Source organism: Eubacterium multiforme, from assembly GCF_030813415.1.
Taxonomy (GTDB): domain Bacteria; phylum Bacillota; class Clostridia; order Clostridiales; family Clostridiaceae; genus Clostridium; species Clostridium multiforme.
Map to the genome: position 1 here is coordinate 143,093 of NZ_JAUSUF010000003.1, position 26,177 is coordinate 169,269.

Annotated in this window: 29 protein-coding genes and 1 riboswitch; of the genes, 19 read left to right on the top strand and 10 right to left on the bottom strand. The window is 26.8% G+C overall.

Going from position 1 to position 26,177, the window contains the following annotated elements; translation table 11 throughout:
• The first annotated feature begins 7 nt into the window (after positions 1–7).
• From J2S18_RS06860 to J2S18_RS06880, 5 genes are all read left to right on the top strand, one after another.
• The gene (locus J2S18_RS06860) at positions 8–679 is read left to right on the top strand and encodes a response regulator transcription factor (RefSeq protein WP_307484952.1); all 672 of its coding nucleotides are present in this window, start codon (positions 8–10) and stop codon (positions 677–679) included.
• Positions 676–1,686, top strand: a complete 1,011-nt coding sequence (locus J2S18_RS06865; protein ID WP_307484955.1) for a sensor histidine kinase — start codon at positions 676–678, stop codon at positions 1,684–1,686. Before J2S18_RS06860 ends, J2S18_RS06865 begins: the two co-directional genes overlap by 4 nt.
• 32 nt (positions 1,687–1,718) lie before the next feature.
• The gene (gene cls, locus J2S18_RS06870; protein WP_307484956.1) at positions 1,719–3,254 is read left to right on the top strand and encodes a cardiolipin synthase; all 1,536 of its coding nucleotides are present in this window, start codon (positions 1,719–1,721) and stop codon (positions 3,252–3,254) included.
• A gap of 173 nt (positions 3,255–3,427) precedes the next feature.
• On the top strand, positions 3,428–4,102 hold the full coding sequence (locus tag J2S18_RS06875) for a cation:proton antiporter regulatory subunit (RefSeq protein ID WP_307484959.1): 675 nt from the start codon (positions 3,428–3,430) through the stop codon (positions 4,100–4,102).
• 111 nt (positions 4,103–4,213) lie between these two features.
• Complete coding sequence (locus J2S18_RS06880; protein ID WP_307484961.1) at positions 4,214–5,191, top strand: glycosyltransferase family 2 protein; 978 nt, start codon at positions 4,214–4,216, stop codon at positions 5,189–5,191.
• Between the two features lie 124 nt (positions 5,192–5,315).
• On the opposite strand, the gene J2S18_RS06885 is transcribed toward J2S18_RS06880, so the two are convergent.
• Positions 5,316–5,579 carry a DUF1294 domain-containing protein gene (locus tag J2S18_RS06885; RefSeq protein WP_370873772.1) on the bottom strand — a complete coding sequence of 88 codons (264 nt, stop codon included), beginning with the start codon at positions 5,577–5,579 and terminating at the stop codon, positions 5,316–5,318.
• Between the two features lie 150 nt (positions 5,580–5,729).
• Between J2S18_RS06885 and J2S18_RS06890 the strand changes: the two genes are divergently transcribed.
• The 6 genes from J2S18_RS06890 to J2S18_RS06915 all read left to right on the top strand — a co-directional run bounded on the left by J2S18_RS06890 (position 5,730) and on the right by J2S18_RS06915 (position 11,615).
• Positions 5,730–6,374, top strand: a complete 645-nt coding sequence (locus tag J2S18_RS06890; protein WP_307484963.1) for an FMN-dependent NADH-azoreductase — start codon at positions 5,730–5,732, stop codon at positions 6,372–6,374.
• Between the two features lie 137 nt (positions 6,375–6,511).
• Positions 6,512–7,111, top strand: a complete 600-nt coding sequence (locus J2S18_RS06895) for a DUF4878 domain-containing protein (RefSeq protein WP_307484965.1) — start codon at positions 6,512–6,514, stop codon at positions 7,109–7,111.
• A gap of 26 nt (positions 7,112–7,137) precedes the next feature.
• Complete coding sequence (locus J2S18_RS06900) at positions 7,138–7,722, top strand: LptM family lipoprotein (RefSeq protein WP_307484968.1); 585 nt, start codon at positions 7,138–7,140, stop codon at positions 7,720–7,722.
• Positions 7,723–7,835: 113 nt separating this feature from the next.
• Positions 7,836–8,117, top strand: a complete 282-nt coding sequence (locus J2S18_RS06905; RefSeq protein WP_307484970.1) for an ArsR/SmtB family transcription factor — start codon at positions 7,836–7,838, stop codon at positions 8,115–8,117.
• Between the two features lie 27 nt (positions 8,118–8,144).
• Positions 8,145–10,622 (top strand): DsrE/DsrF/DrsH-like family protein, encoded by a 2,478-nt coding sequence (locus J2S18_RS06910; protein WP_307484973.1) that lies wholly within the window; start codon positions 8,145–8,147, stop codon positions 10,620–10,622.
• Between the two features lie 60 nt (positions 10,623–10,682).
• Complete coding sequence (locus tag J2S18_RS06915) at positions 10,683–11,615, top strand: alpha/beta hydrolase (RefSeq protein ID WP_307484976.1); 933 nt, start codon at positions 10,683–10,685, stop codon at positions 11,613–11,615.
• Between the two features lie 58 nt (positions 11,616–11,673).
• On the opposite strand, the gene J2S18_RS06920 is transcribed toward J2S18_RS06915, so the two are convergent.
• The 6 genes from J2S18_RS06920 to J2S18_RS06945 all read right to left on the bottom strand — a co-directional run bounded on the left by J2S18_RS06920 (position 11,674) and on the right by J2S18_RS06945 (position 15,980).
• Positions 11,674–11,973: a DUF3892 domain-containing protein gene (locus J2S18_RS06920; protein WP_307484977.1), complete on the bottom strand. Its 300-nt coding sequence runs from the start codon at positions 11,971–11,973 to the stop codon at positions 11,674–11,676.
• 67 nt (positions 11,974–12,040) lie between these two features.
• Entirely contained in the window at positions 12,041–13,309 is a 1,269-nt protein-coding gene (locus J2S18_RS06925) for an alkaline phosphatase family protein (RefSeq protein WP_307484980.1), read from the bottom strand.
• 85 nt (positions 13,310–13,394) lie between these two features.
• Positions 13,395–14,363, bottom strand: coding sequence for a DUF4097 family beta strand repeat-containing protein (locus tag J2S18_RS06930; protein ID WP_307484983.1), 969 nt, complete (start codon positions 14,361–14,363; stop codon positions 13,395–13,397).
• Position 14,364: 1 nt separating this feature from the next.
• Entirely contained in the window at positions 14,365–15,129 is a 765-nt protein-coding gene (locus J2S18_RS06935; protein WP_307484985.1) for a DUF1700 domain-containing protein, read from the bottom strand.
• Positions 15,122–15,445 carry a PadR family transcriptional regulator gene (locus tag J2S18_RS06940; protein WP_307484987.1) on the bottom strand — a complete coding sequence of 108 codons (324 nt, stop codon included), beginning with the start codon at positions 15,443–15,445 and terminating at the stop codon, positions 15,122–15,124. The genes J2S18_RS06935 and J2S18_RS06940 overlap by 8 nt, the downstream gene beginning before the upstream one ends.
• A 295-nt stretch (positions 15,446–15,740) precedes the next feature.
• Positions 15,741–15,980, bottom strand: a complete 240-nt coding sequence (locus J2S18_RS06945; RefSeq protein ID WP_307484989.1) for a DUF1292 domain-containing protein — start codon at positions 15,978–15,980, stop codon at positions 15,741–15,743.
• 443 nt (positions 15,981–16,423) lie between these two features.
• On the opposite strand from J2S18_RS06945, the gene sfsA reads away from it, so the two are divergent.
• Together sfsA and J2S18_RS06955 are read left to right on the top strand one after the other, a co-directional pair.
• Positions 16,424–17,116, top strand: a complete 693-nt coding sequence (sfsA, locus tag J2S18_RS06950) for a DNA/RNA nuclease SfsA (protein WP_307484991.1) — start codon at positions 16,424–16,426, stop codon at positions 17,114–17,116.
• A 75-nt stretch (positions 17,117–17,191) separates the two neighbouring features.
• Positions 17,192–17,683, top strand: a complete 492-nt coding sequence (locus tag J2S18_RS06955; RefSeq protein ID WP_307484994.1) for an NAD(+) diphosphatase — start codon at positions 17,192–17,194, stop codon at positions 17,681–17,683.
• 117 nt (positions 17,684–17,800) lie between these two features.
• Here J2S18_RS06955 and J2S18_RS06960 read toward each other — a convergent pair whose 3' ends face one another.
• Both J2S18_RS06960 and J2S18_RS06965 read right to left on the bottom strand, forming a co-directional pair.
• On the bottom strand, positions 17,801–18,148 hold the full coding sequence (locus J2S18_RS06960; protein WP_307484996.1) for a hypothetical protein: 348 nt from the start codon (positions 18,146–18,148) through the stop codon (positions 17,801–17,803).
• A complete protein-coding gene (locus J2S18_RS06965; RefSeq protein ID WP_307484999.1) occupies positions 18,138–19,391 on the bottom strand; it encodes a DUF1576 domain-containing protein in 1,254 nt (417 codons plus the stop codon). Before J2S18_RS06965 ends, J2S18_RS06960 begins: the two co-directional genes overlap by 11 nt.
• A gap of 169 nt (positions 19,392–19,560) precedes the next feature.
• Here J2S18_RS06965 and J2S18_RS06970 point away from each other — a divergent pair, with 169 nt between their 5' ends.
• From J2S18_RS06970 to lepB (J2S18_RS06980), 3 genes are all read left to right on the top strand, one after another.
• On the top strand, positions 19,561–20,241 hold the full coding sequence (locus J2S18_RS06970; RefSeq protein ID WP_307485001.1) for a beta/alpha barrel domain-containing protein: 681 nt from the start codon (positions 19,561–19,563) through the stop codon (positions 20,239–20,241).
• Positions 20,242–20,369: 128 nt separating this feature from the next.
• Positions 20,370–20,538, top strand: a riboswitch (Lysine riboswitch).
• A gap of 144 nt (positions 20,539–20,682) precedes the next feature.
• A complete protein-coding gene (lysA, locus tag J2S18_RS06975) occupies positions 20,683–21,978 on the top strand; it encodes a diaminopimelate decarboxylase (protein ID WP_307485002.1) in 1,296 nt (431 codons plus the stop codon).
• A 36-nt stretch (positions 21,979–22,014) separates the two neighbouring features.
• Complete coding sequence (gene lepB, locus J2S18_RS06980; RefSeq protein WP_307485004.1) at positions 22,015–22,521, top strand: signal peptidase I; 507 nt, start codon at positions 22,015–22,017, stop codon at positions 22,519–22,521.
• Between the two features lie 55 nt (positions 22,522–22,576).
• Here the strand turns inward: lepB (J2S18_RS06980) and J2S18_RS06985 are convergent, their stop codons facing one another.
• Positions 22,577–22,945 carry a DUF3784 domain-containing protein gene (locus tag J2S18_RS06985; RefSeq protein WP_307485007.1) on the bottom strand — a complete coding sequence of 123 codons (369 nt, stop codon included), beginning with the start codon at positions 22,943–22,945 and terminating at the stop codon, positions 22,577–22,579.
• Between the two features lie 290 nt (positions 22,946–23,235).
• Between J2S18_RS06985 and J2S18_RS06990 the strand changes: the two genes are divergently transcribed.
• The 3 genes from J2S18_RS06990 (at position 23,236) to ftsH (ending at position 26,171) form a co-directional block, all read left to right on the top strand.
• Positions 23,236–23,457: a DUF3006 domain-containing protein gene (locus J2S18_RS06990; RefSeq protein ID WP_307485010.1), complete on the top strand. Its 222-nt coding sequence runs from the start codon at positions 23,236–23,238 to the stop codon at positions 23,455–23,457.
• A gap of 74 nt (positions 23,458–23,531) precedes the next feature.
• Positions 23,532–24,077, top strand: a complete 546-nt coding sequence (gene lepB / locus J2S18_RS06995; RefSeq protein ID WP_307485168.1) for a signal peptidase I — start codon at positions 23,532–23,534, stop codon at positions 24,075–24,077.
• A gap of 30 nt (positions 24,078–24,107) precedes the next feature.
• Positions 24,108–26,171: an ATP-dependent zinc metalloprotease FtsH gene (ftsH, locus tag J2S18_RS07000; RefSeq protein ID WP_307485013.1), complete on the top strand. Its 2,064-nt coding sequence runs from the start codon at positions 24,108–24,110 to the stop codon at positions 26,169–26,171.
• Positions 26,172–26,177 lie beyond the last annotated feature (6 nt).

The window sequence follows — 26,177 nt, forward strand, 5'->3', positions numbered from 1 at the left end:
GGATTTTATGTTTAAAATTGCAATTGTAGAAGATAATGAGATTATAAGAGAAGAATTAAAAAAATTACTTTCAAAGTATGGTTATAATGTTTATGCACCAACAGATTTTGAAAATATAATTTGTGATATATTAGAATCTAATCCAAGTTTAATATTATTAGATATAAATTTACCATATTTTGATGGATATCATATATGTAGAGAAATTAGAAAAAAATCAAGTATACCAATAATAATTGTTACAAGTAGAGATAGTGATATGGATGAAATTATGAGTATGAATTTAGGTGCAGATGATTTTATAACAAAACCTTATAATACTCAAATATTATTAGCCCGTATTGAAGCAATTTTAAGAAGAACCTATGGAAAGTCAGAAAAAACTAGTAAGTTATCTTATAAAAATTTTGAAGTTGACTTATCAAAGGGAACATTAACATCAGGAGAAAATACAATAGAAATAACAAAGAATGAAATGAAGATTTTATCTTATCTTATGGAGAAAAAAGGTGAAATTGTAAGTAGAGAAGATTTAATGGAGCACTTATGGAATTCAGATTATTATGTGGATGATAATACTTTATCTGTTAATGTAACTAGAATAAGAAAGAAGCTTCAAGAAATTGGAGTAGAAAATGTAATAGAAACTAGAAGGGGATTAGGGTATATAATGCCATGAAGTTTTTAGAGTATTTAAAAGATAAAGGACTTATTTTAATTTTGAATGTGTTCATTTTTGGTATAGTTACATTGTTTATGATTTTATTTAATTTTGGAAGTGGAATAATTTTTGGTTTATTTTTTATTTGGTTTGCCCCTTTAAGTTCTTATATAATTTTTGAATTTTTCAAAGAAAAGAGTTTTTTTGATGATATAACTGAAGTAACAAAAAATTTAGATAGAAAATTCTTACTTCCAGAAGTTGTTAAAAAACCAACATTTATAGAAGGAAAAATAATGTATGATGTTTTAAAAGATACAAACAAAGATATGCATGAACATGTGAATCATTATAAATCAAAACAAAGGGAATATAGAGAATATATTGAAATGTGGGTTCATGAAATAAAAACTCCAATTGCATCATCTAAATTAATTATAGATAATAATAAAAATGAAGTAACTCAAAATATAGGCAAGGAATTAAAAAAGATAGATGAAATGGTAGAGCAGGTATTATATTATTCAAAAAGTGATGAAGCTAATAAGGATTATATAGTAAAAGAATTTTCCATTAAAAAGGCTATAAATAATGTTATAAAGAAAAATTCAAGAGATTTTATAGAAAAAAGAATTTCATTAGATATTGCAGAAGTTGATAGCTATGTATTTAGCGATATAAAGTGGGTTGAATTTATAATAAATCAAATTATAATTAACTCTTTAAAGTATACGAATAAAGGTGGAAAAATTTCTATATATACTAAAAAAGAAAAAAATAAAGTTATTTTAATTATAGAAGATAATGGAGTTGGAATAATAAAAGAAGAAATTAATAAGGTATTTTTAAAAGGTTTTACAGGAGAGAATGGTAGAATATTTGGTAAATCCACAGGAATAGGTCTTTATTTATGTAAAACATTATGTGATAAATTAGGTTTAGGATTAGAATTAAAATCAATAAAGAGTGAAGGAACAAAGGTTAGAATTATTTTTCCTCTTGGACAAAATACCAAATTTTATTAAAATAAGTTTAAATAGCGTTTAAGGAGGAGTATATGAGAAAGATATTTGACTTTTTATTTAGTAGAATGGCTATAGTTGGCTTCCTATTATTTGTTCAATTGCTTGTTTTAATATTTGCAATATGGAAGCTTAGTGAATCTTTCGTATATTTGTATGTATTCTTTTTTATAATAAGTGTATTAGTAGTAATTTATATTGTAAGTAGAACAGATAACCCATCTTATAAATTAGCTTGGGCTATACCAGTTTTGTTATTTCCTATTTTTGGAGGATTGTTTTATTTAATATTTGGTGGAAAGAAAATGAACAATAGGTTCAAAAGAAAAGTTAAAAGAGTATACAATCAGTCAAAAGAAGTAGAAGTTCAAGATGAAAGTATAATAAAGGAATTAGAACAAATAGATAAGTCTATAGCTAATGAAGCTAAATATACTAGTAAATATGCTATGGCACCAGTTTATAAAAATACAATGACAGAATATCTTTCCCCTGGAGAAAGATTTTTTGAAAGACTCATAGAAGAGTTAAAAAAGGCTAAGAAATACATATTTATGGAATACTTTATAATTAATGAAGGAAAGATGTGGAACGAAATACTAAATATTTTAGAAGAAAAAGTAAAGGAAGGAGTAGATGTAAGACTAATATATGATGATATGGGATGTTTAACAACTCTACCTTATAAATATAATGAGCATCTTAAAAGAAAGGGAATTAAGTGCCAAGTATTTAATCCTTTTGTACCATTTCTTTCAATAATATTAAATAATAGAGACCATAGAAAGATAACTGTTATAGATGGACATACAGCCTTTACTGGCGGAACAAACCTAGCAGATGAATATATAAACGAAAAAGTTAGATTTGGTCATTGGAAGGATGCTTCTATAATGATTAAAGGAGAAGCTGTATGGAATTTAACTGTAATGTTTCTTCAATTATGGAGTTTTAATAGTGGAGAAAAAGTTAATTATGAAGATTTTAAATATACAAAAGAAGATGAAGTGAATTTTAAAAGTGATGGATATGTTCAGCCTTATGGAGACAGTCCATTAGATGATGAGATTGTTGGAGAAAATGTTTATTTAAATATAATAAGTAAGGCAAAGGATTATGTTTATATAAGTACACCTTATCTTATAATAGATAATGAACTTGTAACGGCTTTAACATTAGCAGCTAAAAGTGGTGTGGATGTTAAAATAATAACTCCTCATATAGAGGATAAATGGTATGCACATATAGTTACTAAGGCATATTATCCACAACTTATAAAGTCAGGAATAAAAATATATGAATATACCCCAGGTTTTATACATTCAAAAACAGTAGTTTCAGATGATAAGGTAGGAACTGTTGGAACAATAAATTTTGATTATAGAAGTTTATACCTTCATTTTGAATGTGGAGTTTGGTTATATAAAACAAAATCAGTTATGGAAATAAAAGATGATTACTTAAAAATATTAAATGAATGTACTAAAATAACTTTAGAAGATTGTAAGCACGTTAAATTTTGCAATAGAATATTAACGGCTATATTTAGAGTGTTTGCACCTCTTATGTAATATAAAACTATTAATTAAAGTATATATTTATTCTATTTTTGGCTATGTTTTAAACTTAAATAAAACATAGCCTATTTTTAAATAGAAACCCTTAATTTACAGGAAGTTCACATAAAAATAAGATACATATTATATAATTAAATTCTAGAAAAAATGATTAGGGGAGAAATGCTATGGTTTTAATATTAACATTTATATTATTTATGACAATATTTCTTTTAGTTATAGATTTTTTTTCAATACTTTTTAGAATGACAGGAATGCCTATTACAAAGGCAAAATTCCAAGTTATATCTCTTCTTTCAAGTACAGGATTTACAACTAGAGAAAGCGAAATGATAGTACAGCATCCAACAAGAAGAAAACTTGCAAGTTGGCTTATGGTTATAAGTTATGTAAGTACTGCAACTTTTATATCATTTTTTGTAACTATGCTTTCAGATACAGTAACAAGTATAGGATTTTTTGCAGTAATATTATTTTTTATTGCAGTAGCATTTTATATTCATAAATCTTCACTTCTTGAAAAAATTGAATCAACTATAGAAAGTAATGTTTTAAAATCCAAGTTGTGGGATAAACTGAATAATAGACACTTTACATTGATTACTAATAATAAAGGATATGGAATATACGAAATTTATTTATCTAAGGATGCAGATATAATTGGAAAGAGTATAATAGAAAGTGGACTTAAAGATTTAGAAATAGAAGTTTTAAATATTGATAAAGGTGGAGAGTTTATAAAATTCCCTACTCCTGATTATGTATTTGAGGTCTTTGATAATATAACAGTATATGGTAATCTTAAAAATATAAGAGAAGAATTTAGATATGTATCTAAGTAATGTATATGATTATTTATATTGAAATATAGAAAAATATAACATATAATCGTTAGAGGAATATAGTTATATGCATAATAATAGTTTATCTATTTTAGAAAGGAAGTTATAATAGTGAAAAAATTGTCCATAATAATACCAATGTACAATGAGGAGGAATCTCTCCCTTATTTGTATGAGAGACTTGTTGGACTTGGTAAGAAAATTCCTAATTATGAATTAGAATTTTTATTTGTTAATGATGGAAGTAAAGATAGCTCTTTAGACATAGTGAAAGGATATAGAAATACAGATCCTAGAGTATGTTATGTAAATCTTTCAAGAAATTTTGGTAAAGAGGTTGCAATGGGAGCAGCTTTTGACTATGTAACAGGAGATGTTGTAGCTATAATTGATGCAGATTTACAAGATCCACCAGAATTAATAATTGATATGCTTAAATATTATGAAGAAGGATATGATGATGTTTATGCTAAGAGAAGAAGCAGAAAGGGAGAAACTTGGCTTAAAAAGTTTACTTCTAAAAAATTCTATCAAATACTTCAATCAGTTTCAAAGGTACCAATACAAGAGGATACTGGTGACTTTAGACTTTTAAGCAGAAGAGCAATAGAAGCTTTAAGAGCTTTCCCAGAAAAACAAAGATATACAAAGGGAATGTTTAGCTTAATTGGATTTAAGAAGAAAGCAATAGAATTTGACAGAGATCCAAGAATTGCAGGAGAAACTAAATGGAATTATTTAAAGCTTATAGACTTAGCAATAGAAGGTATAACATCATTTACAACTGCTCCACTTAGACTTGCAACAATTGTTGGAGTAATAATTGCATTTTTTTCTTTTATTTATATGATATACATAATTATAAAAACATTAATATTAGGTGCAGATGTACCTGGATATTCAAGTCTTATATGTGTAATGCTTCTAATGGGAGGAATACAACTTATATTCCTAGGAGTAATTGGAGAATATCTTGGTAGAATATTCATTGAAGTAAAAGATAGACCATTATACTTTATTGATGACTATAAAGGACCAAAATATGAAGAAAAAGAAGAAATAATAGAAGAATTTAAATTAAAAGATTAGACTATGTTTTAATTGAATATTGATTTTTAGCTAAAACTACAAGAATACCTTAAAGCAATATTTTGTGAGTTTGGGTAATTCAAAAAAGTTTAGCTAAAAATCAATATAATAATAAGACATAGTCTTATTTTAATATATAATATATTAAAATAAATTGAAGAAATAATATAAAAGGAATACCAATCTTAAACTTAAAATGTTTTGTTTTATGTCTAAATAAATACATACCAATAAGGCTTCCAATACTACCTCCAATTAATGAGATAAAAATAAGTGTGTTTTCAGGAATTCTCCATTTATGTCTTTTAGCCTTTTCCTTATCAATAAACATAGAAAAAAATCCTATTAAATTTATAATTATAAAATATATTTTAAATAAATAATTCAAAATTAAATCACTCCTTAGAATCTATTTTACTAGTTTTATATATAAAATTAGCATTATTTTAAAATATTGCGAAATAAATAAGTATAGTAATTTTTATAATAACACAAACTTTAATGAAGAATATTAAAAAATTTGAAAGAGGTGTTTTTTATGAAATTATTATATATAATTGTTAATTCTAAGCCAGAATCAGAATCATCAAGTAGAAAGGTAGCTAGAAGGTTAGTAAATAAGCTATTAAATGTTAATCCAGGATGTGTTTTAGAAGAGGTGAATTTATATGATGATCATATTCCAAGGCTAGAATATAAGTACTTTAAAGATAGGAATTGCATAATAGACAAAGATGGGTATGATAAATTAGATGAAAAGGATAAAAAGGAAGTTGATAGAATTAATGAGTTATGTGATCAGTTTAAATCAGCAGATATTTATGTAATTTCAGCTCCTATGTGGAGTTTATCTTTTCCAGCTCCCTTAAAGGAATATATAGATTGTATAATTCAAACAGGAAAAACTATGATTTTAAATGAAAATAAAATAAAGGGTACATTAGATGATAAAGTGAGAAAAATGATTTATGTTCAATCATCAGGTGGAATAGTGCCTTGGATTCTTAGAGGCAAGATTAGCCAAGGTGTTGAATATGTGGAAGATATAATGAAATTTTTAGGAATAAAAAAGTTTAAAGAATTATTAATTGATGGAACTGGTTTTGATAGAGATTCAAAAATGGAAGCAGAGGAAAAAGCAATAAAGAAAATAGACGATATTATAGATAATTTAGAAGAATAGAATAATACAAATTAATTGTTTTAAAAGTATAAGCATACAAATTAAAGTAAAATTAATGTTAATAAATATATAACTAATATAACCATATTAATAATAGTTGGTATAATTAAGATAAATAAAATGGGGAGGAAAGTTATATGAAAAGATTAACGGCAATAATATTATCGCTAGGAATTATGTTTGCTTTAATTGGATGTGGAAGTAAAGAAGTAAAGGAAAAAACTAATAAAAATATTCCAGAAAATACTGTTAATGCTTTTTTTGCAGATTTTAAAAAAGGCAATTTTGAAAAAGCTAAGAGTTATTTATTAGTTGATAAGAATATAGAAGCTAAAGGATATAATAACTTTACTAATGGTGAAAAAGAAGCTATAAAATATTGGATTGAAAAGACTGGCTATGAAATAAAATCTTCTGAAGAAAATGGAGATGAAGGAAAGGTTATAGTTAAAATATCTGCATTAGATGGAGAAAAGATATATAAAGGATATGTAGAAAATTTAAAAGAATTAAGAATAAAGGCATCATCTGAAAAAGATAAAGATAAGAAGGAAGAATACTTCAATAAATATGATAAAAAGTTAATTGAATTTATAAAAAGTAAAAACAATGAAATTGTAACAAATAAAGTTGATATTAATTTAAAAAAACAAGATGATAAATGGTTTATTATAGGGAATAAAGATTTAGTGAAGGCTCTTTATGGAGGTCTTAATCCTGAAAAACTAAATTTTTAGATTAAAGGAAAAGAGGATACTAAAGAATGAAGAAAATTATATTACCACTAATTGGGATATTTATGATGGTATCTTTAGTTGGCTGTGGAAGTAAAACAAAGGCTGAAAATAGTGTTAAAGATTTTTTTAGTGCATATGAAAAAATGGATTTAAAGAAGGCTGATGAATATGTTGAAGATGGTGGATTACTAAAAAAATCAATACTTAAGTTTGAAAGCTATAATAAAAATAGACAAGAAGCTTTAAAATATTGGAGTAGCAAAATATCATATAAAATATTAAGTTCAAAAAAAGATGGAAAAGAAATAGATGTTGAAACAGAAGTAACAGCACTTAATGGAACTTATATTTATAATAATTATATGCAAAATGTTCAATCATTTAATTTTAATGAAAATACTTTAAATGGTAATGGATTAAATGGAGATGATGTAGGAAATAATTTTGATAAAGCATTTATAAGTGCTTTAGAAAATCAAACAACTCCTATGAGTACTACCAAAGTAGTAGTAAAGGTAAAAAATGAAGATGGCAAGTGGAAAATTCAAAATGATAAAGAAGTATTACAAGCTATATTAGGAGGATTAAATCCAGAACAAATATTAGATTAATATAAAAAATCATTCTAATAATTAATGTTAGAATGATTTTTTTATTGACATTATTATCGTTATATCGTAATATTACGATATAACGATAAATAAATAATTTAGAAGGTGAACTTATGAATAATAATTATAAAGAATTAGAAAATAAAGCAGAAATTTTAAAGGCTCTAGCTCATCCAGTTAGATTATGTATAGTTAGAGGATTAATGGAAAAGGAAAGTTGCAACGTAAACTTTATGCAGGAATGTTTAGATATGCCTCAGTCAACAATTTCTCAACATCTTCAAAAACTTAGAAGTGTTGGAATAATAGAAGGGGAAAGACATGGATTAGAGGTTATTTATAAAATTAAGAACAAAGAAATAGCTGAAATAGTAAAAATATTACTTAATATATAAAAAATAAATTTTAAGGAGGGAAAATTTATGAGTAGGAAAAAAGTTTTAATTGTTGGTGGAGTTGCAGCAGGAGCATCAACAGCAGCAAGACTTAGAAGGTTAGATGAAGATGCAGAAATAATAATTTTTGAAAAGGGAGAGTATATTTCTTTTGCAAATTGTGGATTACCATACCATATAGGAAATGTTATTAAAGAGAGAGAAAATTTAATACTTCAAAGTCCAGAAAAAATGAAGGACAGATTTGAAATTGATGTAAGAATAAATAGTGAAGTTACTTCAATAGATACTTTAAATAAAAAAGTAAAAGTTAATTCTAAAGATAGTGGAGTATATGAAGAAGAATATGATTATTTAGTATTATCACCTGGGGCAAAACCAATAGAACCTAATTTAGAAGGAAAAGATAGTAAAAGAATACATACATTAAGAAATATTAATGATATGGATGGAATAAAAAAAGAAGTGGATAATGAAAATGTGAAAAATGCTATTGTAATTGGCGGCGGATTTATAGGAATTGAAATAGCAGAAAATTTAGTTCATAGAGGAATTAATGTAACTTTAGTGGAGGCAGCACCACATATTTTAGCTCCCTTTGATTCAGAAATATCAGAACTATTAGAAATGGAAATGAATGATAATGGTGTTTCTATTATTTTAAATGATATGGTTAAAGGATTTAAGGATAAGGAAAATAGTATAGATGTTATATTAAGTAGTGGAAAAGAAATAAATGGAGATATTGTTATATCTGCTATAGGTGTTACTCCTGATACTAATTTTTTAAGAGATAGTGGAATTGAACTTGGTGAAAGAGGTCATATTATAGTAGATAGTCATATGAGGACTAATAAGGATGGCGTATTTGCAGCAGGTGATGCAGTAGCAGTGACAGACTTAGTAAATGGGAAAACTGCATATATTCCATTAGCTGGACCTGCAAATAGGCAAGGAAGAATAATAGCTAATAATATTTCAGGTATTGATTCAGTTTATAAAGGAACTATTGGAACTTCAATAATAAAGGTATTTGATTTAGTAGGGGCAGCAACAGGAAATAATGAGAGAACTTTAAATAGACTTGGAATTAAATACAAAAAGGTTTATCTTTATCCAATGACTCATGCAGGATATTATCCAGGAGCTAAACCATTATCAATAAAGGTATTATATGATTTAGAAGGTAAGGTACTAGGAGCTCAAGTAGTTGGAGTTGAAGGTGTAGATAAATTTATTGATGTAATGGCAACTGTAATTAAGTTAAAGGGAACTATGGAAGATTTAAAGGATTTAGAACTTGCTTATGCACCACCATTTTTATCAGCTAAGTCACCAGAAAATATGGCAGGATTTATTGCAGAAAATGAAGCAAATGGATTAACTGATTTAATATTTGTAGAAGACTTAGAAAACTTTGATAAAGATAAACAAATATTATTAGATGTAAGGGAAGATATTGAAGTAGATAATGGAGTGATAGAAGGTGCAATTCATATTCCACTTAATACTTTAAGAGATAGATTAGAAGAACTTGATAAGGATAAAGAAATATGGGTTTATTGTGCTGTTGGACTTAGAGGTTGGATTGGCGAGAGAATATTAAAACAACATGGTTTTAAAGCAAAAAATTTATCTGGAGGATATAAATCTTACAAAACTTATGGATACAAGGCTAAGGAATTAAATAATGAAAATCTAGATAACAAAGAAAATGTAAATAGTTTAGAAGCTGCTGTAGATATGATGAAAGATAGGAAAGTTAGAGAACTTAATGCGGAGGGACTTTGTTGTCCAGGACCATTAATGCAAGTTAAAATGACTATGGATATGATGGAAGAGGGTGAAGGTCTTAATGTAACTGCATCAGATCCAGGATTCTTTAAAGATATAGAAGCATGGGCTAAGAAAACAAAAAATACTTTAGTAAGTGTTAATAAAGATAAGGGAATAATTAAGGCTTCACTTATAAAAGGAATTAATAAAAATGAAATGGAAAATTCCTTAGAAAAGACAAATTCACAGGGTAATGAGAAAAATGGACAAACAATAGTTGTATTTAGTGGAGATTTAGATAAGGCAATAGCTTCATTTATAATAGCAAATGGAGCAGCTGCAATGGGAAAGAAAGTAACTATGTTTTTCACTTTTTGGGGATTAAATATTTTAAGAAAAGAAGAAAAAATGAATGTAAATAAAAATTTCATTGAAAAAGTCTTTGGGAAGATGATGCCAAGAGGAAGTAAAAAACTTGGATTATCAAAAATGAATATGTTTGGAATGGGTTCAAAAATGATTAGAGGAATAATGAAGAAAAAGAATGTTCAATCATTAGAAGAACTTATAGAAGCTGCAATAGACAATGGAGTTGAAATTGTTGCATGTACAATGTCTATGGATGTAATGGGAATTAAGGAAGAGGAGTTAATAGATGGAGTAAAGCTTGGAGGAGTAGGCTACTATTTAGGAGAAGCTGAAGATTCTAGTTCAAATCTATTTATTTAAAAAGTCTGTATTAAAAATCCTATGCTAGAACAATATAAATATAGGAGGTGTCTTATATTTATGGATGTTAACAAAAAGTGTGCTAATAGTATAATATTTAAAACCTTTAAAGCTTTAAATAAAGTAGTTGTATCTTATAATGATAAAAGAGTAGAAGAACCAAAGGAAATAATTTCAGAATTTGATATTACTTATAATCTATTTGGAGCAAACTGCAAACTTGATATACACAAGCCTAAAGATATGAAAAAACATCTTCCTATATTAATATATTATCATGGAGGTGGCTTTGCAGTAGGTGATAAAAGTATATATAGTACATTTTGCAAAATACTTTCTAGCAAAGGATTTGTAGTTTTTAATATAAACTATGAATTAACAGAAGTTAAACCTCATCCAGCATCAATAATAGATTGTGTAAGAGGAGCTAACTGGGTATATAAATATGGAGAACTTTATGGTGGAGATATAAATAATATATTTATTGCAGGAGATTCTTCAGGTGGCCACATAACAGGGTTAATAGGTGCATTATGTTCCAATAAGGAAATGTATAATCTTTATAATAAAAAATATAATATAAAGATTTCCTTTAAAGAGAGTTTAAGGGCAATAGGTATTTTATGTGGACTTAATGATTTTAGCTCTTGTTATAATTTAAAAGTTCCATTTATAAAAAGATTTGCAAAAATGCTTTATAATTGTGAGGATGTTGTTAATTCTAATAAGATTAAAGAAATTTCTGTTATAAAAAATATGACAGAAAAGTTTCCTAAAACCTTTATAACAACTACAGAAAATGATCCTGTTTATTGTGAAAGTGTGCTTATTGAAAAGGAACTTATTAAAAGGGAAATTAAATATAAAATGCTCTTTTTTGATAAAAGTCATAGGAAATTATGGCATGTATATCAATTAAACCAAACTTTTCCTGAATCAAAAAGATGCTTAGATGAAATGGTAGAATTTTTTAGAAATAATATGATTTTATGAAAGAAGCTGTTGTACTAATTATTTAATACAACAGCTTTTTGAGTAGTTAAAGTTATAATTATGATTGAATTTTTATTGTTGGCAAATTACGTAAGTTGTTAGATTCATTATCATCAGGTAGGCTCCTTAAATATTCTTCTCCCTTGGCTGAAACACTAACTCCAACACCTTTGATGTCACCGTTTTTTGCCATTTCAACTGCTGCAAATTTATCTACTTGGTGACCATTTTCTAGTTCATAACCAACTATTCTACTTCCGTGCTTAACAACCTTAGTTATAGTTTTAGCATCAGCTTTAGGAGAATTTGATTCTTTATTAATATTTTCAGGTAAGTTACCAATCATATTATCATTCATATTAATGCACCTCCACTTGATACATTAATAGTTTAAGTAATTCAAAATAATTTATTCAAAAAATTTATTATAAAAATATATCTAACACCTTTCCATCGCAATTGGTAGTGGGGTAATTTAGCATATTAAAGATTGTAGTTCCTTCATCTACTAAATTCATTTCTCCTATATAATTATTCTTTTTAATATTTTCCCCTTTTATAATGAACATAGTTTTATAACTAGAATCATCAGGTAAGTATCCATGGGTTGCAATATCATGATTTCCAAGGGTCTTTTCAATAATATCTCCATGAATTGAATTTATGAAATAATAACCATCATTTGCCTCAAGCATAAAATCACATTGGTTAGAAGCTCCAAGTGAAGAAGCTTTTTCTTTAGTATATATAGTTTTAATGCAATTATTATGAGTGTTAGAAAACTCTTTAATTAAGGAATAAATAGAATCCTTAGATATATTGTCATTTATATAAATGTAAGCTGAGCCATCACAATAATTACAATAAACATCCCAAGAAATTATTTTATTTTCCTTATTAACTTTTATATAACCTTTATCAATAAAAAGCTTATTTAGTTTAATTACATAGTTTGCATCCTTAAAGCTATGATCTCCAAGGGCTACTAATGTGCTAGAATCATATATATTATTATCCTCTAAAAATTTAATTATTTTAGATAGTTTATCATCTTGACGGTTTAAAGCTTTAATAATTTCAGGAGATTTAGTTCCAAATTCATGTTTATGACTATCTACATCTGTAAGGTGAACTAATATAAAATCAGCTAAATCATTTTTTAAAACATACATTAGGCATTCAAAAGTAAAATTATCTAAATTAGGCTGTTTAAGTCCATCTCTAAGATAAGCAAACATTTTATTTACCTTTAATTGAAAAAATAATGTTCCATTTAAAGCAGAGGTTAAAATTTGATTTTCCCAAGGTCTATTTGGAAATATTTCAGGTAAATTTAAATTAAGAGTTTTGGATTTTGCTGTAACTGGCCAAAGTAATGAGCAAGTTCTAAGGTCTTTTTCTTTAGCAACATCATATATAGTTTTACCTTTTATATATTTTTGACTCCAAAACCAATCTGGACTTTTTCTATTAGGTTGAAGCTTTATATTATTTGTTACTCCATGATTTAAAGGATATTTTCCCGTTACAATGGAACAATGGGCAGGGTAAGTTAAAGATGGATAAACTGATTTAACAGAATCAGAATAAGAGCCGTCATTTATAAGTTTTTTAAAACTAGGTAGTTCTTTTATATATTTAAAATCATTTGTATCAACAGCATCAAATGATATTATGATAAATTTCTTTTTCAAAAAAATAAACCTCCTTTAAGGTAAAATATTATATTAATATTCTACTATTAAAGAAGGAATATATATATTATTAATTTAAAAATTTTTAAAATGTTATATTACCACGTTTATTTTTTATAATTATATGACTTTTTCCCTTTCCAAAGGTGACTTTTTTATCATTAGTGATTTTAGAATTTGATGAACTTATAGTTCCAAGTTCAGTTTTTGCAATAATATCAAAGTTATTTAGAGTGTTTAAATCTCCAAAATAAATATTACCATTTTCATTATTGATTTCAGTATTTTCACCTAGCTTAGTACATTTTATATCAATATTACCATTATTTGATTTTACTTTTGAATCTCCTAAATAGCCATTAATGTGTAAGTTGCCAGATTCATTTTCAAACTTTGAGTTGTTAGTTTTAATATTATTGCAGGTTATATCACCATATTTATTTTTAATATTAATTTTATTACAATTTATGTTATATAAATCAATATTTCCAGAGTCTACATCTGTATTTAACTCATTTAAATGAACAGAATCAACATAAATAGAACCAGAGTTTGTTTTTAAATTTATATTGTTATTATAATTTGTTGGAATATATAATGTTATAGAACAACTGCTTAAATTACTATTTAAATTAGAGAGATTAAAGTTTAAGGAATCTCCTTCCTTTTTGAATTTTATATTATCTTTTTTGATAGAATTAACTACGCTTTCTGGTCCAGATAAACTATATTCTACTGATATTTTATTAGAGTTTTTATCATCTTTAACAACTCTTATAATAGAAGCGTTTGAGTGTATATTTATATTTTTAATATCTTTAGTTAGGTCTTTACTAATAAATTCATTAGTAGAACTATGATTTTCAAACCAAGTTGAAAAATCAAAAACTGATCCATTAACACCAAATAACTTAACGGCTTCATCTTTATAATTAGATAATCTATAATTGCTATGATATAAGGAGAAAAATGCTCCTATATAAGAAAAAATTGCTACTAGAAGGAGAACTAACATTGTTATTTTAAATTTCTTTTTTATAATTGGTTTTTTCATATTAATTATCCCCCTTTATAAGTTTTTTAAATAAGCTAATTAATGAAATTATTAACCACTTAAGAAAATAATAAATAAGCATAATAAATAGTATTGTTATGGCAATAGAACCTATTGTAAATAATACTAGTACGCTATCTGGAAACTCAGTAATAAATCGTGGAATATTAGAAGCACCTATGACAACTAGTCCCAATTTACTAAGAATAACAATAAGGCCACCTACAGTAAAAGCAAAACCACCACATATTAATCCTATAAACATACCAATTATGCCTATGAATATTCCTATTAAAGCACATCCAGCACCTATGATTAAAGGACTAAAAATTATACATAAAATTACTATTAGAACAATTTTTAATATGCTTTTACTTGTTAAATTATGTTTTTTAAAAGTTTTATTATCATTAGAATCTTTAGAAGTATTATCATTAGAGCCAGTTTTAGTATTGTCATCAGTATCTACTATTTCATAATCTACTTCTTTATAAAAATTATTATTGTCTTTTGTATAATGATAATCATCAGAAGTATTATTAAATTCATCATCTAAGTTAGAAATTTTTTCTAAATAAGCATTTCTATATTGATTTACTATTTCATAAGGATTTCCAAGTTCATCTATAATTTCATGTTCTGTTTTTCCATTAGATAAGCCAATTGTAAAATGTTCTTGGTAATCAAATATAATATCTGCAAGTTCTTTTTCAGGAAAGTCTTTTAATCCATCAGCTAGTATAGATAAAAATTCGTTTTTATTCACCTTTATAACCTCCAATTATAATATTGTTAACTGCATTTTGAAATTCTAACCATTCACGTTCTAAATCTTCTTTGTACTCATATCCAAGATTTGTAAGTCTGTAATACTTTCTTGGAGGGCCTTCCATTGATTCTTTTAAATAAGTAGTAAAATAACCTTCCTTTGTTAATCTTCTAAGAATAGGGTAAATTGTTCCATCAGAAATAGATATATATTTAGAAATTTTATTAATTAATTCATATCCATAACAGTCTTTAGATGAAAGAACTGAAAGAACACAAAGTTCTAATACACCCTTTTTTAGTTGAGTATTCATATCATCGGAACCTTTCTGTAAAATATTTCATATCTATAGTATACAATTCAGTACTATATAATACAATATAGTGGATTATATGTTATTAATAATTTAAGGAAATCATAAGATTTCTTTAAGATTTATGGGATGTTTTAGTTCAATGTTGACTTTAGATAGACATTAGAGAGTTGCTTAATTTTTCACAGAATTTTTATTATCTATTCCAAAATAAAAAACAAAATGATAAACACTTTAATTATAAGTTTATCATTTTGCCTTTTTACCTTTAATGTAATTTTTTATGTAATCTAAATTACATTTTTAGTTTTGAAACTTCTTTAAACATATTTAATTCTTTTTCAGAGGAGACTTCTTCTAATGATTCATTCCAGTCTTTATCAAATTTAATTTTGAATATCTCTATATGATTAGGTGATTTAACTGGAGCTAGTGCTACATATTCAGAACCACATATTAATAATTGTTCTAAAATAGCATAGTCAATTTTGTTGTTATTTTCATCTAAGAATGTCATTGTTTTTCCATTTGCCAAATTCATCACTCCTTATCTTATAACACTATTATTTAGATTAAAATGATTTTTTATGCTAAAAATAAGAGAGTTTTTTTGAAAAATAATAAGAAAGAAAAGTTTAAATTCCATTAAATGGGAAAGTAATACACAATAGTTGAAACCTTATAACATAGGGCTTCAAAGGGTTTGGTGTTGATAGTGTGGATAACTTAGGGTGAAATGTGGATAACTTAGTTGAAATTGTCAGAGTTTTAAGAAAACTTTTTATGCACAAGATATGGAAAGTTATAAGAAAAAATATCAATATAAAGGATGTTGTAGAAATAACTATTATCTATTAAAATCTATTGTATAGGAAGAATAAATAGCAATAAAACTTTTCCACATAATTAACAATATTGTGGATAAGTATGTGAATAATGTGATTAGTTTGGAAATTAATTCATAAAAGGAGAATAATTATGAAATACAATAAAGACATCTTAGAAGCTAATTTTATTAGCAGACCAAATAGATTTAATGCAGTAGTAAATTTAAATGGTGAAGAAATTACAGTACATGTACCAAATACAGGCAGATGCAGGGAAATATTAATTGAGGGAGTTAAAGTTCTTTTGAGAAAAGAAGATAATCCTACAAGGAAAACAGCCTATGATTTAGTTGCTGTCTATAAAGGAGATATGCTTATAAGCATTGATTCTCAAATACCTAATAAGGTTGTTTTTGAAGCACTTAAAAATAAAAAGATAAAGAAATTAGCAGAATATAATAATATTTTAAAAGAAAAAACTTTTGGGAATAGTAGATTTGATTTTAAATTATCAAATGATAAAGGAGAAGAATATTATTTAGAAGTTAAGGGAGTTACCTTAGAAGAAGGAGGTCATGCTGCCTTTCCAGATGCACCAACAGAAAGGGGAAGAAAGCATCTTCTAGAACTTATTGAAGTTAAAAAAAGTGGAAGGGGAGCAGGAGTTTTATTTTTATTACAAATGGATAATATGAAGGATTTTGCCCCTAACGATAAAAGGGATGAGAAATTTGGAATGGCACTTAGAGAAGCTAGGGATTGTGGAGTAGATATATTTGTTTATGAATGTATTGTTGTAAAAGATGGAATAACATTAAATAAAGAGGTTAAAGTTAATTTTTAAAGAATATACTTCTAAAAACCTTAAGTGTATTTTATAATAGAGACAGTTGATGTTATTTGTAAGAGGGAGAAATATATGAAATATAAATTTTGTCCAAAATGTGGAAGGAAATTAGAAATGTTTAATTGCTGGGATGAGGGATATGTACCATATTGTCCTAAAGATGATATATTATATTTTGATACACCAAGACCTTGTATTGTAGTTGGTGTTATTAAGGGTGATGAAATTCTTTTATTAAAGCAAAGTTATATATATAAAAATTCTAAAGTGCTAATATCTGGATATGTAGATCAAGATGAATGTGCTGAAGAAACTGTTTATAGGGAAGTTCTTGAAGAAACAGGAATAAAGGTTCAAAATATAAAATATTTAGGCTCTGACTTTGTAAAAGGTAAAGAATTGTTAATGATAACTTTCATGGCAGATTATAGTGAAGGTGAAATAAATAAATCTGATGAAGTTGAGGGTATTGGATGGGTTAAAATAAATGATGCCCTAGGACAAATGAAAGAAGATAAAATAGGCAGTAAAGTTGTTGAAAAAATTATTAAGTTAAGAGAATAATTAAGAGATGATTGAGCAAATTACTAAATTAAAAGTAAATGCTTAATCATCTCTTTTTATATTTTCCCTATATCTTAAAAGATCAATTTAAAAATATAGTTTAAAATTTTTATGAAATTATGAGGTTTCAATTCTTTCAAGTTCAATGTGAAGGATATTATTTTCATATTGAACTTTAGCATTATCAACCATCATCCCAACTAAAGAAAGTTCACAATCAAATTCACTTTCTCCACCAAGCTGCCAATAGTATTGTTCTACTTCATGTTGCCGAGGGATATTTAATGTTTGAATTAAGTTGTCATAGTCATTTTTAGGAAATTTATAAATTAAAGCATCAACTGTTATTGTAGATTTATTATTAACAGTTTTTATATTTACGCTTATATCCCTAGAAGAAAAATGATAACAAAATGACATTAACTCATTTATTATTCTAAGATTTTTTTCAGTTTTAAATTTCATCAGTACGAACCTCTTTCTTAAATGTAGTTACAGTTGGTATTAAGATCATAGCTACAAATCCACCTGCTAAACCGTTATTATAAAGATTTAATCCTCCGTGTAAATAACCTACATTTGTAACTAGTGCAACATGGAGCATTCCAGCAATTATTCCAACTTTCCAACCAAATTTTCCGGAAATAGGAGCTAAACAAGTACTAAAAAGTATTGCAAGTAATACTCCAGGATCTGAAAGTTTATATACGCTAAAAATAGCAGCAAGAGTTGCCCCTATCATAACAGGAATAATATTTTTTAAATGTTTACCAAAACATCCAAAGCCTATTATAGTAAATATACCTCCAATAGTTGGTCCATTTATATCTCCACCTATTAATAACAAATATAGAGTTGAAAATATTCCTAGAATACCCATGTTTATATAAGTAGTATCTCCAAATAGTATATAAAAATCAGATACAAGTTTTCCAGATTGTTTTTTTATTTTATTTAAATTATTTTTCTTATCTTGTCCAAAATAAATACCAACACAAATTAAGTAGATACATATTATTAAAATAAATATGAGAAAAAATTTATTATAATCAGTATTCCACACTAATTGAGTCTCAAAATCTATACCTAAAGCTCTAAATATAGACATTAATATAGTTGCAAGCAGTCCACAGGCAAATCCTATGTTGTATAGATTATAGCCAGCGTGGGAAGAAATGCAGTGAGTTGCTATTGGGGTTAATATAAATCCTATAATAACTCCAATTATTGAACCAGACAATAGTCCTAGAGTTAAGTTATCTGAAGTAAAGCTAAGTTGACTTACAGTTGGAGCAAGAGTAGTAGATAAGAGCATAACTAACGTGTAATTTAACAAAGGTTGTTTTTGATATCTTGAGAATAAATAAACACCTAACATAACAGGCCATATGTTAAGTATATTCTTTCCAAAGAAAGAGAAACCAGTCATAAGCCATAAAGCCATAATAGTTGATCCATTTGGTTTTATACCTACAAAAACTAGTATAAGTATACTTATTATGCTTGTTAGTGCAGCGTTTATTAAAGTAGCACCAATACCTCCAATTTCAATATAATCAGTAATTAATATATCAGGAGTTAAAATTATATTCTTCAAACCACTAAATATTTCATGGGGTGAATTAACAATAAAGGCTGTAACTATAAAAAATAAATAAATAACCAACAAAATTTTATATGGTAAGAAGAGTTTTTTCTTTTCAATCACAGTCTTTTCACCTCTTTTATTAAAATTTATTGTTTTTAAATATTATATTACATAAATGCCAATTTTAGCTATAAAAATAATTAAAAATATTCTAAATATTATGTTTTCACAAAGTAAAGTTGGAGCTATAATATAGTGTAAAAGTAAATAAACTCGTGGAGGGATAATAATGAAAAAGGATAATGAAAAATATGTACCTGAAATATTAGGAACTTTAAGAAATCATATAATTGAAGCGCCAGCTGCAATAAGAAAATGTAGTGGAATAAAAATATTTGGAAAGAGAATTAAATCAATAATGTTTTCTACTGACGTTGCAATGATAAAAAATACAAATGCAGATGCTATAATGGCAGTATATCCTTTTACCCCCCAGCCAAAAATAACTGAAGCCATAATAACAGCTGCAGATGTTCCAGTATTTTGTGGAGTAGGTGGAGGAATAACTCAAGGAAGAAGAGTTGTTAACTTAGCACTTGATGCGGAGTTTAAAGGAGCTATTGGAATTGTTGTAAATGCACCAACAGCTAATAGTATAATTACTAGAATAAGAAAAACAATAGATATACCAGTTATAGTGACAATTGTTTCAGAAGATGCAAATATAGAAGAAAGATTAAATGCAGGTGCAACAATAATAAATGTATCTGGTGGAAAAGATACAGCAAAAATAATAAGAAGAATAAGGAAAGACTATCCATTAATTCCTATAATAGCAACAGGTGGATCAAGTGAAGAAAGTATAATGGAAACTATAGAAGCAGGAGCTAATGCAATAAGCTATACACCACCATCATCTGCTGAAATATTAGGAGATATAATGGATTCTTATAGAGAAAGAAAAATATAATATAAGAATTTTAATAGTTAAATATATTTATTTTTACAGAGGTTTAACTTTAAAAAAGTATTGCTTTTTAGTAAAAATATGTTATCATTAATAAAAAAACTTAATATAATATAATAAAAAGGAAACGAACCTAGGGTAGAGGCGCTGAAATTAAGAGTAATCTTTTGGAGTTTTGCAAACTAAGATAAAAGATGAAAGGAAAATTGGCCGAAGTTAAATTATAAGCAAATATAATTTAGCTGGTGGTGTGTATAATATATGCATCACTGTCACATAACGTGGAGAGCTACAAGGAGGAAAAGTTACATATGATTATTCACCTATTACAAATTTTGTGAGGGTAATATTTTTGTAAGTAATTTACCTTAAATCACACGCTATTACCCGTCACAGATTTTTCTGTGGCGTTTTGTTTTACTTAAATAGAGTGGAGGAATCATTATGAAACTATTTGGTAATATGAAAACAGAAGAAAATACATTGGTAATTGGTGGAGTAAAAACTACAAAATTAGCAGAGGAGTTTGGAACTCCTTTATATGTTATGGATGAGGAATTATTAAGAGATAATTGTAGAAAATATTTTACTTCTTTCAAATGTAAAGAAAGGGGAAATAAAGTTGCATATGCAGGAAAAGCTTTTTTAACTCTTGCAATGTGCAAATTAGTAGAAGAGGAAGGTCTTTATTTAGATGTTGTATCAGGTGGAGAACTTTACACAGCTTATAAGGCTGATTTCCCCCTTGAAAGAGTGTTGTTTCATGGAAATAACAAAACATTAGAAGAAATTAATATGGGAGTAAAATTAGGAGTTGGAACTTTTGTAGTTGATAATTTGTTTGAGATAGAACAATTAAATCAAATATCAAAAAAAGAGGGCAGAATTCAAAATATATATTTAAGAATTACACCAGGAATAGAAGCACATACTCATGAATATATAAAAACTGGACAAATTGACTCTAAATTTGGTTTTGCACCTGTTGGAGATAATATAATAAATGCTATTAAAAGGGCAATAAAATTAGAAAATGTTAATCTATGTGGATTACATTGTCATATAGGATCACAAATATTTGAGATAGCTCCTTATGAAGATGCTGCAGAAATAATGATTAAGTTAATTAAAAGAATAAAAGATAAAACTGGATATTTAATTAAGGAGCTAGATTTAGGTGGTGGCTTTGGAATTTATTACAGTAATGAAGATAAGCCTAAGGAAACAGAAGAATACTGTAATGCTATATTAAATAAAGTTGATGAAGTCTGCAAAGAAATTAATTTAGAAAAGCCAACTCTTATAATAGAACCAGGAAGGTCAATTGCAGGTAATGCAGGAATAACATTATATACAATTGGTTCAATAAAAAATATTCCATCAATAAGAAAATATGTATCAGTAGATGGAGGTATGACAGATAATATAAGACCTGCTTTATATAATGCTAGATATGAATGTATAGTGGCAAATAGAGTAATATATGATTCAAATGAAAAGGTAACAATATCAGGAAAGTGCTGCGAATCAGGAGATATATTATTAAAGGCAATAAAAATTCCATCAGTTTTAAGTGGAGATTTGCTTGCAGTAATGTCCACAGGAGCCTATGGATATTCAATGTCAAATAATTATAATAAAATACCAAAGGCAGCTGTTGTTATGGTTAATGACGGAGAAATTAGAATTATATGTAAAAGAGAGAGCTATGATGATATAATAAAGAATGAAGTAATTTAAATTTAAAATAGCTAAGGGGTATAAAAAGGAAAATTTATGAGCAGCAGTTTAATAAAAGATTGGGTAATTTCTATTTGTATAGCCATTGTACTTGCTATATTAATAAACAAATTTTTAATATTTAAAGTTGAGGTTCCAACAGGTTCTATGAAACCAACTATAAATGAAGGAGATATGTTTTTAGCTACCAAAATATACAATTTAGAAAATCTAAAAAGAGGAGATATCTTAGTTTTTTACAATAAGGAAGAAAATCAAAATATGATAAAAAGACTTGTTGGTCTTCCAAAGGATGAAATAAATATACAAGGGAAAAAATTATATGTAAATGGTAAACTTATAGATGAAGATTATGTAAAATATCCTGATGATTATTTTGGGATTTTTAAAGTACCTGAAAATAAATACTTCTTTCTAGGAGATAATAGAGCAAACTCTTTAGATTCTAGAGGATGGAAAAATCCTTATATAGATAAAAAAGATATAAAAGGAAAAGCTCAGTTAAGAATATATCCATTTAATAATTTTGGAAGTATAAAGTAAATAATAGAAGGCAATTATATAGAAAATATAGTTGCCTTCTATTATTTTAAAATAGTTAAATTAATGAAGCTAAAATAGAAAATAGTATTATTAATATTGCAATAGCAATACTTTCAGATTTATCTGTTAATTTTAAATTCCCCATTTTTAATATTCCTAAGATAATTGGAATTAAGGCAATAAGTGGAGATAAATTTCTTGGAAGAGGGTAGACTAAATTAATTAAGTAAGATATTATGCAAAGTATTGATGAAAAATAAAGAGATTTAGCAAGAATTTTACTTATACTTTTTATATCTACACTTTTTTTCTCCTCTTTACTAGCAGTATTATAACCTGAAATTAGCCAATAACACTTAAATTTATGAATAGCTAATCCTAGTATTGTAAATATTAATGCGAATCCAAGCATTTCATTACCCATAAAAAAACTCCTTAAATAGTATTTACAATATTATACAATAACTAAATGATAAATACAACTTTTAAATAAGGTATTTTATATTATATAATGTGCATATTAAAATTATATATGTTATAATAAATGATAAAGTTTAAAAAAGGAGGGAAATATTCAAAATATATTATGTCTATTACAAAACCTTAATTAAGTTTTAATAAAATTAAATAGGTGCAGAGAATTTTCATAGTAAAATATGATATAATTAATGATAATATCAAGTTTTAGAAAGGTTAAAAGTGGAGATAATATTTATGAAAGAAATATATATAGTGGATAGAAAAGAAGATAAATATTACGTCTTAGAATCTTCAGATGGAAAGATGATAAATGTTAATAAAGATGAGATCCAAAGGTCACTAAAAGAGGGCGACGTAATATATAAAAAAAATAATAAATATTATTATGATGAAAATGAAACCCAAAGACGAAAAAAGGATATTAGAGAATCAATGAATGAAATGTGGGTGGAATAATGACTGAAAGTAATAATAAACCATTAAATAGAAAGAAAACAGATGAAAATGATATAAAAATAACTGATTATACTATGAAAAGATCTGACAGAGAAAAAAGAAAAGTTAAAGCAAAAAAACAAAATTTTTTTAATGACTGGATTGTACCAGTATTTATAGCAGTAGTAATTGCTATATTAATAAATAAATTTTTGATTTATAAAGTGTATATTCCAAGTTCTTCAATGGAACCAACTTTAAATGTTGGAGATAGACTTTTAGTAACTAGGGTTTATAATCCAGAGAAACTCCATAGGGGAGATATTGTTGTATTTGATTCTGATGAACTTAATGAAACTGTTATAAAGAGACTTATAGGACTTCCAGGAGATACAATAAAGATTGATGGAACTTCTGTATATGTTAATGGTAAAAAGTTAGATGAACCTTATGTAAAATATCCAATGGATTCTTATGGTATATATAAGGTTCCAGAAGGTAAATATTTCTTTTTAGGAGATAATAGAGCCAATTCAAATGACTCGCGTTTTTGGAAAAATCCTTATATTAGCGGAGATAAAATAAGAGGAAAAGCACAAGTTAGGATTTATCCTTTTAATAATATTGGATTTTTGAATTAAAGGATTATACAAAAGAAAGAGGTGGATAAAATGGAACAACCAAACAAAAAAAGAAATAAGGCTGGAATTATTTATTTTATAATGGCCTTAGCAATAATTATGTCCTTTAACTATGTTAGAGAAACGTCTATGAATAAAGAGGTTAGTTATACTCAATTTCAACAAATGGTAAAAGATAAGCAAATATCAAAGGTTATAATAACTAATGATAATTTAATAATAACACCAAATGATAAAAATCAATTTAAAGATAAAACTTTATATACTGCAAATATACCAAACAATAATTTACTTAAGGAACTAAATGCAGCAGGAATTGATGTTACAGGACAAAATCCTAAACAATCACCAATTCTAGATTTATTATTAGTTTATGGACTACCAATCATTGCAATGTTCTTCATTTGGAGATTATTATTTTCAAAGATGGCAGGTAAAATGGGCGGTGGAATGATGTCCATGGGTAAAAATAATGCTAAAGTTTATATGGAAGATGAAATTGGAGTAACATTTAAAGATGTTGCAGGCCAAGAAGAAGCTAAGGAATCCCTTGAAGAGGTTATTGATTTCTTAAATGATCCAAGTAAATACACAGAAATAGGAGCTAAGCTGCCAAAGGGTGTACTTTTAGTTGGACCTCCAGGAACAGGTAAAACATTAATTGCAAAGGCAGTAGCTGGAGAAGCTAAAGTTCCATTTTTCTCAATTTCAGGATCAAGTTTCGTTGAAATGTTTGTTGGTGCTGGTGCAAAGAGAGTTAGAGAATTATTTAAGGATGCTCAAGAGAAAGCACCTTGTATAATATTTATAGATGAAATAGATGCTGTTGGTAAGAGTAGAGATAATCAACTTCAAAGTAATGATGAAAGAGAACAAACTCTTAACCAATTACTTTCTGAAATGGATGGTTTTGATTCATCAAAAGGTATAGTAATACTTGGAGCTACAAATAGACCAGAAATTCTTGATAAAGCCTTATTAAGACCAGGTAGATTTGATAGAAGAGTAATAGTAGATAGACCAGATTTCCCAGGAAGAGAAGCTATTTTAAAAGTTCATGCAAAAGACATTAAACTTGGCTCAGATGTAGATTTTGAAGAGATAGCAAAGAGTACTCCAGGAGCTGTAGGAGCTGATCTTGCAAACATAATAAATGAAGCAGCACTTAGAGCAGTTAGAGAAGGAAGAAAAGAAGTTATTCAAGATGATTTAAGAGAAGCTGTTGAAGATATAATAGCAGGTAAGGAAAAGAAAGATAGAATACTTTCACCTAAAGAAAAGAAAGCAGTTGCATTCCATGAAGTTGGTCATGCTTTAGTTGCAGCACTTTTAGATGGAGCAGACCCAGTTCATAAAATTACAATAGTACCAAGAACTATGGGTGCATTAGGATATACTATGCAGCTGCCAGAAGAGGAAAAGTATTTAATTTCTAAAGAAGAATTAATAAATCAGATTACAGTAATGCTTGGTGGAAGATCTGCTGAAGAGGAAGTATTTAATTTAGTTTCAACAGGTGCTTCAAATGATATAGAAAGAGCAACACAATCTGCAAGAAGTATGGTTACTATGTATGGTATGACAGATGAATTTGATATGATGGCACTTGAATCAGTTCAAAATAGATATTTAGATGGAAGAGCTGTTAGAAATTGTAGTGAAGAAACTTCAACTTTAATAGATAAAGAAGTTTTAAAGATTATAAGAGAATGTCATTTAAAGGCAAGAAGATTATTAAATGAAAATAGAGATCTTTTAGATGAGATTGCAGGTGTACTTCTTGAAAAAGAAACTATTTTTGGTGATGAATTTATGGATATAGTATATGAGAAATATCCTGAAATGAAGAAGAAAAAAGAAGAAGAAGATAGAATAAAAGAAGAAGCTAGAAGAGAAGCAAAAATGCTTGCTGAAAGTAGAAAAGAAAATAAAGTAAACATAAGAACACTTCCAGCTGCAAATAAAGACGTTAATAAAAGTGAAGATGAAGCAGTTGTTACTAAAACTGTTGATACAAAAACTCAAGAAGAAGAAAATAAAGACGGTAACAGTGATGAGAGTTCTTCAAAGGTTGATGAGTCAAATAACCAGTAAATTAAA

What these genes read in the sequence shown, in the direction of transcription:
- J2S18_RS06865 (WP_307484955.1), top strand. Translation starts at nt 676, where the DNA reads ATGAAGTTTTTAGAGTATTTAAAAGATAAAGGACTTATTTTAATTTTG.
- lepB (WP_307485168.1), top strand. Translation starts at nt 23,532, where the DNA reads ATGAAAAGATCTGACAGAGAAAAAAGAAAAGTTAAAGCAAAAAAACAA.
- J2S18_RS06860 (WP_307484952.1), top strand. Translation starts at nt 8, where the DNA reads ATGTTTAAAATTGCAATTGTAGAAGATAATGAGATTATAAGAGAAGAA.
- J2S18_RS06875 (WP_307484959.1), top strand. Translation starts at nt 3,428, where the DNA reads ATGGTTTTAATATTAACATTTATATTATTTATGACAATATTTCTTTTA.
- J2S18_RS06920 (WP_307484977.1), bottom strand. Translation starts at nt 11,973, where the DNA reads ATGAATGATAATATGATTGGTAACTTACCTGAAAATATTAATAAAGAA.
- J2S18_RS06895 (WP_307484965.1), top strand. Translation starts at nt 6,512, where the DNA reads ATGAAAAGATTAACGGCAATAATATTATCGCTAGGAATTATGTTTGCT.
- J2S18_RS06955 (WP_307484994.1), top strand. Translation starts at nt 17,192, where the DNA reads ATGAAATATAAATTTTGTCCAAAATGTGGAAGGAAATTAGAAATGTTT.
- J2S18_RS06985 (WP_307485007.1), bottom strand. Translation starts at nt 22,945, where the DNA reads ATGGGTAATGAAATGCTTGGATTCGCATTAATATTTACAATACTAGGA.
- sfsA (WP_307484991.1), top strand. Translation starts at nt 16,424, where the DNA reads ATGAAATACAATAAAGACATCTTAGAAGCTAATTTTATTAGCAGACCA.
- lysA (WP_307485002.1), top strand. Translation starts at nt 20,683, where the DNA reads ATGAAACTATTTGGTAATATGAAAACAGAAGAAAATACATTGGTAATT.
- J2S18_RS06990 (WP_307485010.1), top strand. Translation starts at nt 23,236, where the DNA reads ATGAAAGAAATATATATAGTGGATAGAAAAGAAGATAAATATTACGTC.
- J2S18_RS06900 (WP_307484968.1), top strand. Translation starts at nt 7,138, where the DNA reads ATGAAGAAAATTATATTACCACTAATTGGGATATTTATGATGGTATCT.
- J2S18_RS06890 (WP_307484963.1), top strand. Translation starts at nt 5,730, where the DNA reads ATGAAATTATTATATATAATTGTTAATTCTAAGCCAGAATCAGAATCA.
- lepB (WP_307485004.1), top strand. Translation starts at nt 22,015, where the DNA reads ATGAGCAGCAGTTTAATAAAAGATTGGGTAATTTCTATTTGTATAGCC.
- J2S18_RS06960 (WP_307484996.1), bottom strand. Translation starts at nt 18,148, where the DNA reads ATGAAATTTAAAACTGAAAAAAATCTTAGAATAATAAATGAGTTAATG.
- ftsH (WP_307485013.1), top strand. Translation starts at nt 24,108, where the DNA reads ATGGAACAACCAAACAAAAAAAGAAATAAGGCTGGAATTATTTATTTT.
- J2S18_RS06930 (WP_307484983.1), bottom strand. Translation starts at nt 14,363, where the DNA reads ATGAAAAAACCAATTATAAAAAAGAAATTTAAAATAACAATGTTAGTT.
- J2S18_RS06905 (WP_307484970.1), top strand. Translation starts at nt 7,836, where the DNA reads ATGAATAATAATTATAAAGAATTAGAAAATAAAGCAGAAATTTTAAAG.
- cls (WP_307484956.1), top strand. Translation starts at nt 1,719, where the DNA reads ATGAGAAAGATATTTGACTTTTTATTTAGTAGAATGGCTATAGTTGGC.
- J2S18_RS06910 (WP_307484973.1), top strand. Translation starts at nt 8,145, where the DNA reads ATGAGTAGGAAAAAAGTTTTAATTGTTGGTGGAGTTGCAGCAGGAGCA.
- J2S18_RS06970 (WP_307485001.1), top strand. Translation starts at nt 19,561, where the DNA reads ATGAAAAAGGATAATGAAAAATATGTACCTGAAATATTAGGAACTTTA.
- J2S18_RS06940 (WP_307484987.1), bottom strand. Translation starts at nt 15,445, where the DNA reads ATGAATACTCAACTAAAAAAGGGTGTATTAGAACTTTGTGTTCTTTCA.
- J2S18_RS06915 (WP_307484976.1), top strand. Translation starts at nt 10,683, where the DNA reads ATGGATGTTAACAAAAAGTGTGCTAATAGTATAATATTTAAAACCTTT.